Origin of the sequence: Streptomyces sp. NPDC004667 (genome assembly GCF_040609475.1) — a bacterium.
Classification (GTDB): domain Bacteria; phylum Actinomycetota; class Actinomycetes; order Streptomycetales; family Streptomycetaceae; genus Streptomyces.
Genome location: NZ_JBEXKC010000087.1, coordinates 18136 through 28073 on the forward strand (window position 1 = coordinate 18136; position 9938 = coordinate 28073).

The 9938-nt window shown below is 69.6% G+C and carries 12 protein-coding genes, 1 tRNA gene and 1 pseudogene; 5 read left to right on the top strand and 9 right to left on the bottom strand.

All coding sequences use genetic code 11. The features are described 5' to 3' along the window. Positions 1-26: 26 nt before the first annotated feature. Positions 27-701, bottom strand: coding sequence for a hypothetical protein (locus tag ABZW32_RS32630; RefSeq protein WP_356223031.1), 675 nt, complete (start codon positions 699-701; stop codon positions 27-29). A 47-nt stretch (positions 702-748) separates the two neighbouring features. Between ABZW32_RS32630 and ABZW32_RS32635 the strand changes: the two genes are divergently transcribed. Further along, on the top strand, positions 749-937 hold the full coding sequence (locus ABZW32_RS32635; protein ID WP_356223034.1) for a DUF5703 family protein: 189 nt from the start codon (positions 749-751) through the stop codon (positions 935-937). A gap of 39 nt (positions 938-976) precedes the next feature. Here ABZW32_RS32635 and ABZW32_RS32640 read toward each other — a convergent pair whose 3' ends face one another. From ABZW32_RS32640 to ABZW32_RS32650, 3 genes are all read right to left on the bottom strand, one after another. Further along, entirely contained in the window at positions 977-1843 is an 867-nt protein-coding gene (locus ABZW32_RS32640) for a chaplin family protein (protein WP_356223036.1), read from the bottom strand. A gap of 148 nt (positions 1844-1991) precedes the next feature. After that, positions 1992-2225, bottom strand: coding sequence for a chaplin ChpH (gene chpH / locus ABZW32_RS32645; protein WP_030238980.1), 234 nt, complete (start codon positions 2223-2225; stop codon positions 1992-1994). A 137-nt stretch (positions 2226-2362) separates the two neighbouring features. Next, complete coding sequence (locus tag ABZW32_RS32650; protein WP_356223039.1) at positions 2363-3688, bottom strand: M20/M25/M40 family metallo-hydrolase; 1326 nt, start codon at positions 3686-3688, stop codon at positions 2363-2365. Between the two features lie 168 nt (positions 3689-3856). Between ABZW32_RS32650 and ABZW32_RS32655 the strand changes: the two genes are divergently transcribed. Beyond that, a tRNA-Leu gene (locus ABZW32_RS32655) sits at positions 3857-3944 on the top strand. A 155-nt stretch (positions 3945-4099) separates the two neighbouring features. Here the strand turns inward: ABZW32_RS32655 and ABZW32_RS32660 are convergent. The 3 genes from ABZW32_RS32660 to ABZW32_RS32670 form a co-directional block, all read right to left on the bottom strand. Next, positions 4100-4531, bottom strand: coding sequence for a hypothetical protein (locus tag ABZW32_RS32660; RefSeq protein WP_356223042.1), 432 nt, complete (start codon positions 4529-4531; stop codon positions 4100-4102). A 73-nt stretch (positions 4532-4604) separates the two neighbouring features. After that, positions 4605-5036 carry a hypothetical protein gene (locus ABZW32_RS32665; RefSeq protein ID WP_356223044.1) on the bottom strand — a complete coding sequence of 144 codons (432 nt, stop codon included), beginning with the start codon at positions 5034-5036 and terminating at the stop codon, positions 4605-4607. A 165-nt stretch (positions 5037-5201) separates the two neighbouring features. Continuing rightward, the gene (locus ABZW32_RS32670) at positions 5202-5423 is read right to left on the bottom strand and encodes a hypothetical protein (protein ID WP_356223047.1); all 222 of its coding nucleotides are present in this window, start codon (positions 5421-5423) and stop codon (positions 5202-5204) included. 388 nt (positions 5424-5811) lie between these two features. Between ABZW32_RS32670 and ABZW32_RS32675 the strand changes: the two are divergent. From ABZW32_RS32675 to ABZW32_RS32685, 3 genes and pseudogenes are all read left to right on the top strand, one after another. Continuing rightward, a pseudogene (locus ABZW32_RS32675) lies at positions 5812-6066 on the top strand (hypothetical protein). Continuing rightward, positions 6038-6553, top strand: coding sequence for a DUF6879 family protein (locus ABZW32_RS32680; protein ID WP_356223050.1), 516 nt, complete (start codon positions 6038-6040; stop codon positions 6551-6553). The pseudogene ABZW32_RS32675 and the gene ABZW32_RS32680 overlap by 29 nt, the downstream one beginning before the upstream one ends. Before the next feature lie 14 nt (positions 6554-6567). Then, positions 6568-7416, top strand: a complete 849-nt coding sequence (locus ABZW32_RS32685; protein WP_356223051.1) for a helix-turn-helix transcriptional regulator — start codon at positions 6568-6570, stop codon at positions 7414-7416. A gap of 67 nt (positions 7417-7483) precedes the next feature. On the opposite strand, the gene ABZW32_RS32690 is transcribed toward ABZW32_RS32685, so the two are convergent. Together ABZW32_RS32690 and ABZW32_RS32695 are read right to left on the bottom strand one after the other, a co-directional pair. Beyond that, positions 7484-8431, bottom strand: a complete 948-nt coding sequence (locus tag ABZW32_RS32690) for an AEC family transporter (RefSeq protein ID WP_356223054.1) — start codon at positions 8429-8431, stop codon at positions 7484-7486. A gap of 399 nt (positions 8432-8830) precedes the next feature. Beyond that, positions 8831-9938, bottom strand: a 1108-nt coding sequence (locus ABZW32_RS32695; RefSeq protein WP_356223056.1) for an amino acid permease, incomplete at its 5' end; no start/stop codon positions are given.

Sequence of the window (9938 nt, forward strand, 5' to 3'; positions counted from 1 at the left end):
CTCGCGACGGCCCGCGGCCGGTGGGCTCAGGCCGGGGCCAGGCCCGGGGCCGCGGCCTCCTCGTCCTGGTCCTCGTCGAAGTCCTCGTCCTCGATGTCCTCGATGTCCTCGTCGAAGACCGAACTGACGTCGAAGCGGTGCACCACGTCCTGGGGATCGGTCTGCCCGAAGGGCGAGCCCAGCCAGTCCCCCGGCTCGGCGACCTCCTCCAGCGCCGCGATCCAGAGGGTGGAGTCGCCTTCCTCCAGGCCGAACTCCTTGTAGCGGGAGGCGATCTCGTCGGGCTCGTACTCCCCGAAGAGCACGCCGAGCGCCCCCGCGGTGCCCGCGTCGTCGACGAGTTCGGCGTCCCGGTCGTGCGCGGCGACCCGTTCGGCCTGGGCGATCAGCCGGGCCGGCTCGACGACGGCGTAGTCGCGGCGGATGAGCACGCTGAAGGCGGCGGGCTCGGCGGGGCCGGCGTACGCGACGCCGTCCTCGGGCGTGGGGATCTCGAAGGGGGTGACCTCGTCGTAGCGGTCGTAGAGGAGTTCGTCGTACTCCTCGGCGGCGGCGGCGAGTTCGTTGAAGGCGGCGTAGACGGCCGGGTCCTCGTCCCCGACCCTGCTCTCGACCGCGGCGAGGTGACGGTCGAGAGCGGCCTTGACCGCCTCGGCGGCGGCGCGTACCTCGGCAACAGTGGGCAGAGCGGCATCAGACATAGTGCAGACGCTATCCGTAGCGGGCCGGTGCCCGCACAATAGATGCGATGCCGGAATACGAATTTGTCGACGTGTACGTGCCTCGCGGTACCTCCCGCCAGGAGGCGACCCGCCTGTTGACCGATCATGCGGAATACGGCCACTGGGAGCTCGACCGGATGGCTCTGTACCGGGACGGCAGCCGCCGCGTGCGGTTGCGCCGCCGGATCATCCGTCAGGTCCGCGCCACATGGTGACGCGGACCCCGGACTGCGGGGCCCGCGTCACGGTACCCGTCAGGCGGCGTTGCGGGCGCGCCGGTAGAGCACGGCTCCGGCCAGCAGCAGGCCGCCCGCGATCGGGATTCCGGCGGTCATGACGTCACCCGCGCCGGTGGCGGCGAGTCCGGGCGTCCCGGAACCGGGCGTCTGGCCGCCGGGGGTGCCGGGCGTCTGACCACCGGGAGTGCCGGGGTTGCCCGGGGTCTGACCACCGGGGGTACCGGGGTTCCCCGGGGTCTGACCGCCCGGGGTGCCGGGGTTCCCCGGGGTCTGACCACCGGGCGTGCCGGGGTTCCCCGGAGTCTGACCGCCGGGAGTCCCCGGGTTGCCCGGCGTGTGACCGCCCGGAGTGCCGGGGTTGCCCGGGGTGTGGCCACCGGGGGTACCGGGGTTGCCCGGCGTGTGACCGCCCGGAGTGCCGGGGTTGCCCGGCGTGTGACCGCCCGGAGTGCCCGGGTTGCCCGGCGTGTGACCGCCCGGAGTGCCCGGGTTGCCCGGGGTGTGACCGCCCGGAGTGCCCGGGTTGCCCGGGGTGTGACCGCCCGGAGTGCCCGGGTTGCCGGGGTGGCCCGGCTCGTCGCAGTCCTCGTCGTCCCCGCCGCCGGGGTGGCCCGGGTGCTGCGGCGTGGCGGACGTGTTGGCGCAGCTGTTGCCGAAGGCCGGGTTGAGCAGGCCGATCACGGAGATCGTGTTGCCGCAGGCGTTCACCGGTGCGTCCACCGGCGCCTGCACGTTGTTCCCGGACAGCAGGCCCGGCGAGTTCGCGGTGTGCCCGGACGCCCCGGAGGCGGCCTGCGCGTAGCCGCCGCCCATCGCGAGGACGCCCCCCGCCGCCGCCATCGTGATCAGCGTCTTCCTCGTGACCTGAACCGGTCGTCGCATCTGTACTCGTCCCCTGGTGTGTGCGTGTCGGTCGGCGCTCAGGCCGTACAGGCTCCCCCGCCTGCCGCGCCGAAGGTGTGGTCCGGGCCCGAAAGCCCGGCGGCCCCGGAGCGCTGGAATGCGCTCCGGGGCCAGTACTTCAGACGCGTCAGGCGTTGACGCAGGTGTTGCCGAAGGCCGGGTTGAGCAGGCCGATCACGGAGATCGTGTTGCCGCAGACGTTCACGGGCACGTGGACCGGAACCTGGACGACGTTGCCGGACAGGACACCCGGGGAGCCGATGGCCGCACCCTGCGCACCCGCGTCGGCGGCGGCGAGGCCGGCACCCGCGAGAACGAGACCACCGGTGGCAGCCGCAGCGGCGACAACCTTCTTGAGCATTGTTCCTCCTAGTAGGCAAGTGCGGTCCCAGCCGCGGACCGCACCACCTGTAACGAGGAGGGATCACCAGGGCTACGAGCGTATGAGTGCATTCACTCTTCTCAGTGGAATGCGCACACCCGCCCGATTCCGGGCCGTCAGGCGTTGTCGATGAACCGGTCGAGCACCCGCACTCCGAACTTGAGCCCGTCGACCGGCACGCGCTCGTCCACGCCGTGGAACATCCCGGCGAAGTCGAGCTCCGGCGGCAGCTGCAGCGGCGCGAAGCCGAAGCAGCGGATGCCGAGGTCGTCGAAGGACTTCGCGTCCGTACCGCCCGAGAGCATGTACGGGACGGCGCGCGCGATCGGGTCCTCGGCCTTCAGGGCGCCCTGCATGGCGTCCACGAGCCGCCCGTCGAAGTCCGTCTCCAGGGCCTTGTCCCCGTGCACGTCCTCCCGCTTCACGCGCGGGCCGAGGATCCGGTCGAGGTCGGCGAAGAACTCGTCCTCGTAGCCCGGCAGGAAGCGGCCGTCGACGTGCGCCGTGGCCTGGCCGGGGATCACGTTCACCTTGTAGCCGGCGCCGAGCATCGTCGGGGCGGCGGAGTTGCGCAGGGTGGCGCCCACCATCTTGGCGATGCCGCCGAGCTTGACGAGGGTGGCGTCCATGTCGTCGGGGTCGAGCGGGGTTCCGAGGGCGTCCGAGAGTTCGTCGAGGAAGTGCCGGACGGTCTTGGTGACGCGCACCGGCCACTGGTGGCGGCCGAGGCGCCCGACGGCCTCGCACAGCTCGGTGATCGCGTTGTCGGTGTTGGTCATGGAGCCGTGGCCCGCGGTGCCGTCGACCGTGAGCCGCATCCAGTGCATGCCCTTCTGGGCGGTCTCCACGAGGTAGAGGCGCAGGTTCTCGTTCACGGTGAAGGAGAACCCGCCGACCTCGCCGATGGCCTCGGTGACGCCCTCGAAGAGCCCGGGGTGCTTGTCCACGAGGTGCCGTGCCCCGTACGTGCCGCCCGCCTCCTCGTCCGCGAGGAAGGCCAGCACGATGTCCCTGGGGGGCTTGCGGCCGCTGCGCATGCGGTCGCGGACGACGGCCAGCGTCATCGCGTCCATGTCCTTCATGTCGACCGCGCCGCGGCCCCACACGCAGCCGTCCGCGATCTCGCCCGCGAAGGGGTCGTAGGTCCAGTCGGCGGCGTTGGCCGGGACCACGTCGGTGTGCCCGTGGATCAGCAGCGCGGGCCGGGAGGGGTCCTCGCCCTCGATGCGGGCGACGGTCGAGGCGCGCCCCTTGTGCGACTCGAAGATCTGCGGTTCCAGCCCGACCTCGGCCAGCTTCTCGGCGACCCACTCGGCCGCCTTGCGCTCGCCCGGTCCCGAGTGGTCCCCGTAGTTGCTGGTGTCGATCCGGATGAGGTCCCGGCAGAGGTCGACGACCTCGTCCTCGCCGGAGACGTTCTTGCCCGTGCCCGATTCGCTCACGCTGCTTCCTCCCACTGATCAGTACCGGCTACGTCCCCATCCTCCCGCTCCGGGCCGCTCCGCCCAAGGGCGTTCCCCGGTCACCGGGGGGTGTGATCGGGGGCCCCGAATGTTTGGTAATGTTTTCCACGTCGGAACGGCCCGCGAGGGACGCGAGACAGACACCTTGTCCGGGTGGCGGAATGGCAGACGCGCTAGCTTGAGGTGCTAGTGCCCTTTATCGGGCGTGGGGGTTCAAGTCCCCCCTCGGACACCAGCTGAGACCCCACTTCATGTGGGGTCTTCTGCTTTTCCGGGCTGTGGCGTGACCGACCACGGGACCAGCGGCCCAGCGAATCCCCAGGTCACACGAGGGATGGCAGGTCGAGTCGGCCCGCTCGGGAGGCCGCCGGCCTGCGCGCTGCACCCTTACTACGCGCGGTAGGGCGAAGGGCGCTCGGCCACCTGGTCAGGGCTGAGGCCGTCCACGGTCAGGTTGCCGGTCCACAGGTGGTCCCGGTTGGCGTAGGTGGTTTCGAAGCTGACGCGCTTCCCGCCGGGCTCCAGCTTCCAGCCCTGGTCATGGAACTGCGCGATACGGTCGCTGCCGCAGACGAACGCCCGGGTCGCCTGGATCAGGATCCACTGAGCGAGTTCGGTGTCCTTGGCGGCGGGCCTGCCGCAGGTACGGGCCATCTGCCACAGCCGGGGCCACTCGACACCAGGGGTCAGGGGGCCGATCGCGGCCACGTCGCCGATCCGTCGTTCGTCGAGATGGTGTGTGGCGTAGCCGACGACCGTGCCGAACATCGCGAACACCGTGACCCGGCCTCGTCCGGTCAGGCCCTCGTCTTTGCCGCTCATCTTGGGAACCCTTGGCTGTGGCGGTCCGGGCGCCTTGGCCACGCCCGGACCGCTTCCGTTCGGTGGGGGGGGATCAGCAGCCGTCGCCGTCACCGCAGCACGCGGGCGGGTTGCAGTCCTTCGCCGCGCCCCACAGCCGGTCGTCCACGTGGAACCCGGCGGCCCTGACGCGGTCCACCACGGAACCGATCAGCGGGCGGGTGCGGACGGTGGCCTTGGGCTCGTGCCCGAGGAAGAACCCGAACTGCTCGTCGCACCAGGCGGCGTACGCCCGGGTGTGGAGCACGAAGGAGTGCCATCCGGGGTCCACGGCGTCGGACGGGGTCATGTCGAACGCGCGGGTGTCGCCCATGACCTTGAGGAAGGCGAGGGCCTGGTCCACGATCCGGCGGGCGGTGGACAGCTCGTGTCCGTACTCCTGCGCGCAGAACTCCGACACCTTCTCGAACAGCTCGGGACCGACGAGGTCCCGCCCGCGCCGTACGGCGACGGGAGATTCCAGCATGGTCGTCACAGTGAGATTCCCTCTCTCTCGACGGTTGGGGACTCGCTATACGGCGGGCGGGGGCGGGAACTTCTCGCCGCCCTCCTTGTCACCGGGATCGGTCATCTCCGCACCTCCTCTCGGTACGCGAGCCGGCCGAGGCCCCGCCCCGGCATGGGGCGGGAGTCAGCAGGGAGCTGCGGGAAGGCGAAGGGCTTCGGCGATCTGCTCAACCACATCGGCCGGGAGCCTGCCGAAGTCCACGTAGGCCCCTCCGTTGTGGGTCACCGCGGGCCGAAGGCTGTTCCACACCGTCTCGGGAACGCCGAGGGCGGCCAGGGCAGTGCGCATGGACTCCGAAGCGTTGTCGGCCCGGCCCCAGGAATCCCGCCACGTCTGCATTTCCATCAGTGGCCCGTCCCGTGCATCCCCAGGAGGATGTTGCAGTCAACAATCGTGCTGTAGTCCCGCTCCATCACAGCGGCCTTCCGAAGCTGGCCCAGCCGCGTGCACTCGGGGCAACCAGCCACCGGCCGGGGCGTGGGACGTTCCTTCCGCGTAGGCAGCGTCACCGGCTCTTCCTGCCACCGCGTGGGTTCCGTTTTCATCACGTCGCGCCCTCCCGATCGCTTCCGGGGTCAATGCGATGACCCTAGGAAGTGAGCAGTCGCGGGCTCCACAAACTTGCATGGGCTTGCACGCCAATTTGCTTGGCTGGCAGCACTATTGACGTTGTCTCTGCTGCTCAGCCAAGCTCATGCAAGCCCGAGCAAGCACCGAGACCAGGGAGCCGGCCATGGCCGTAGAGTTCGTCGGTATCGACCCCAACACTGACCGGGACCACTGCCCTACTGTCTGGGCGGACGGAGAAGCTCAGGAGACCCTGTTGCAGGGATGAAAGCCGAGCCCCGAGACTCAGGCGGAGCGCGAGGGGAAAAGCCCCGCGAACGGTCCGGCGCCCGACAGCGAAGCCATCATCAGGACTCCGGCCCGGATGATTCCGATGATCAGGGAGGCCTGTGATGCCGTCGAGCGTGCCCAGCTTCGCTGAGCTGCTTGGACAGTGCGAGCGGTCAGCCGTCCACTTGGAGCTGCGCGACTCATACGCCCCGACGGACCGGTTCGAGGCATGGAAGCGGGGTGAGCGGATCAATCGGGAAGACCGCGAATCCTGGTGGCACTCCTATGACCAGCTGATCACGGATACCGTGGCCCGGGGCGTGGCGATCCGCCGGGCCCGGGTGGTCTCCGAGCCCGTATCGGAATACATCCGCTGGGAGCACTACGTCACCCACGCCAACGTTACTGCCGGCGAGGAGGTCCGGTGGCTGCCACGGCTACGGGCCACGAGCGTCCCCCTGCCAGGGAACGACTTCTGGCTGTTCGATGGCGCGCTTCTCCGAGTGCACCATTTCTCCGGTGACGGCGTGGTGGTGGAGGACGAGATCACGGCCGACCCGGAAGTTGTGAAGCTGTGCTCCCATGCCTTCGAGGCGGTCTGGGAGCGAGCTATCCCACACCACCTGTACGAGATCTGACGAAGGCCGGCTCCGTGCCCCCACACCCCTCTTCCAGCGTGCAGAAGGCTCGCGAAGACCTCGCAGGGCGTCTGCGCGAGATCCGGAAGGATGCGGGGATCAGCGGGCGGGAGCTGGCTGTCAGGTGCGGCTGGTCCGAGTCGAAGTCGTCCAGAATCGAGAACGCCAAGACACCTCCATCCGATGCGGACATCAAAGCGTGGTGCCGAGCCTGTTCCGCAGACGATCAGACCCCTGACTTGATCGCGGCAAACAGGCAGTCCGCCCATGCTCATGTGCAGTGGAGAGGACTCCAGCGGAGCGGTCTCCGTCGCCTGCAAGAGTCCACAGGCGACCTGTACCGACAAACCAAAGCGTTCCGGGTCTACGTTTCCGACGTGGTCCCCGGATTCCTCCAGACGCCCGGATACGCCGCTGCTCTTCTGTCGTCCATCGCGGACTTCCGGGGAACCCCCAACGACGTGAGTGAGGCCGTGGCGGCCCGCATAAGGCGTAACGCGGTGCTGAGCAACGGCGCACGCCGGTTCTCGTTCGTCCTGGAGGAGTCCGTATTGCGGTATCGCCTGTGCAGTGCCGAGACCATGGCGGCGCAGCTTGGCCACCTACTCGGGGTTATGGATCTCCAGAATGTCGCCGTGGGCATCGTCCCCTTCTCAGCACAACGGACCGTGTGGCCGATGCCCACTTTCACGATCTTCGATGATGCCAGGGTGCATGCGGACAGTCTGGATGCCGCTTCCACCCTCATGCAGCCCAGCCAAGTCGAGCTGTACGCCAGAGCCTTCGAACGGCTCTCACAAGGAGCCGCGCGGGGTGCTGCTGCTCGGTCTCTCATAACCGGTGCGCTGGCGGCCCTGAACTGAGTCCCCCGGCTGCTGGCACCGGCGGGGTCCCCCTTCGTTCTCCGGGCCGCGCGGGCCCGCTGCGGGGTCAGGCGAAGTGGACGGTCCACTGGACCCACAGGGGCAGCAGGAGCAGCGATGCCAGGGAGCTCTTGACCACGAGCTCGGCCGACATGGCGACGTCGACGTCGTAGCGCTGCGCGAAGATGAAGAGGTTCTGCGGGGCCGGCATCGCGGCGATCAGGACGAGGTAGCCGAGCCACTCGTCCTCGACGCCGAAGAGGTAGCGGCACACGGCCCAGGCGATGAGGGGGAAGGCCGCGCACTTGAAGGCGATGAGCCACACCTCCTCCGGGGTGGTGCCCCGGATCGTGAGGCCGGCGCCTCCCAGGTGCAGCCCGAGGGCGAAGAGCGCCACCGGGGAGGCGCTGTCGCCGACGAACGCGAAGCTGTCCAGGACCGCCTTCGGCAGGTGCACCGACAGCAGGTTGAGCAGGATGCCCGCGTTGCAGGCGAGGACCACCGGCGTCACGAGCGAGGCCCCGACGGCCCGCGCGAGCCGTACCCCCGGGCCTCCGGCGGCCGGGCGGCCCAGTTCCATGACCGAGATGACCACGAGGGACAGCACGCAGACCTGGAACAGCAGCACGGGGAAGATCGGCGCCGCGTTCCCGAAGAGCATGATGAACACCGGTACGGCGAAGTAGGCGGTGTTCACCTGCACCCCGGCCATGATCCGCAGCGCGACGGCCCGGGGGTCCAGGACCCCCGTCAGCCGGGCCGCGATGCCGATGGCGACGACCGCGCAGCCGGCCGCGGCCGCGTAGCCGCCGATCGCCCTCCAGTCGAAGAGGGCGGCCAGGTCGCTCGCGTAGATGTTGCCGAACAGGTAGCAGGGGACCGCGAAGAGGAACGCGTAGTCGGCGAAGACCTTGGAGCTGTCCGCCGGCACCACCTTGCGCCGCGCGAGGAGGACGCCGCAGCCGAAGGCGAGGACCACGGGCAGCAGCTTCTCCAGAGCCGTTACCGCCCCCATGCGTGCGGCCCTTCCACCGGGCCGCGGTCGTCGGGGCGGGCGGCGGGCGGGGGCGCGCCGACTCGTTCGGCTCCATCGCTTCGGGCTGCGGGCGCGACGGATTCCACCCCCTGCCGTGGTGCGGCCCGCGGGGGAAAGTGCTGCGGAACTCCCGATGCCCTGCCGAATGCGTACACGCCACCGCTCCCCTGCGCCCGTCCAAGATCGTCGGCCGGGCGCGAAGACCCATGAGAGCAGTGCCGCGGCAGTGCGTCCAGGGACCGCGTTGTGGCGCTCGTCACACGCGCGTGCCGTGGACGTCCCGGCCGCCCGCGCGGACAGGGAACGTCCGGTACGACGGGAAGGCCCCCGCACCGGGGTGCGGGGGCCTTCTTCTCGGTACGACGGTGGTCCGGCCCGTCAGTCGCCGGAGCGGGCTGCGGCGATCTCCGCCACCCGGCCACGGACGAGGAACCAGCCGCCGACCAGGGCCGCGCCGATGACCGGGACGAAGAGGATCGTGGTGCGGCCGACGCCTCCGTCGCACCACATCAGGACCAGGACGGTGACCAGGAAGACCAGCGTCACGATCTGGGTGTACGGGGCCCAGGGCAGGCGGTAGGAGGGGCGCTCCAGGCGCCCCTGCTGCGCGCGCCGCCAGAAGTGGAGCGAGCAGAGCATGACCATCGCCCAGGTGCCCAGAATGCCGAGCGAGGCGAAGTTCAGGACGATCTCGAAGGCGTCCTTGGGCATGAAGTAGTTCAGGCCGACGCCCGCGACGCCGAAGGCGGCGGTGAACAGGACCCCGCCGTAGGGGACCTTGCCCTTGTTCATGACACCGGTGAACTTGGGGGCGGAGCCGGAGACGGCCATCGAGCGCAGGATGCGGCCGGTGGAGTAGAGACCGGAGTTCAGGCTGGAGAGGGCCGCGGTCAGGACGACCAGGTTCATGATGCCGGCTGCGCCGGGGACGCCGAGCTTGTCGAAGACCGTGACGAAGGGGCTCTGGTCGCCGGAGTACTCGGTGTACGGGAGCAGCAGGGCGAGCAGGACCACGGAGCCGACGTAGAAGAGGCCCACGCGCCACATGATCGAGTTGATCGCCTTGGGCATGATCTTCTCGGGGTTCTCGGTCTCGCCCGCGGCGACGCCGCAGAGCTCGACGGAGGCGTACGCGAAGACGACGCCCTGGATGACCAGGAGCATCGGGAGCACGCCCGACGGGAAGATGCCGCCGTTGTCGGTGATGTTGGCGAGGCCCGGGGTGTGGCCGCCGATGTCGTGGCTGGTGGCGACGAGGTAGATGCCGACGATCAGGAAGATCGCGAGGGCGGCGACCTTGACGAGGGAGAACCAGAACTCCATCTCGCCGAAGTACTTCACCGAGATCAGGTTCGCGGTGAGGACGACGGCCAGGGCGATGAAGGCGAGCACCCACTGGGGGACGTCGGTGAACATCGACCAGAAGTGCGCGTAGGTCGCGGCGGCCGTGATGTCGGCCACGGTGGTCGTGGACCAGTTGAGGAAG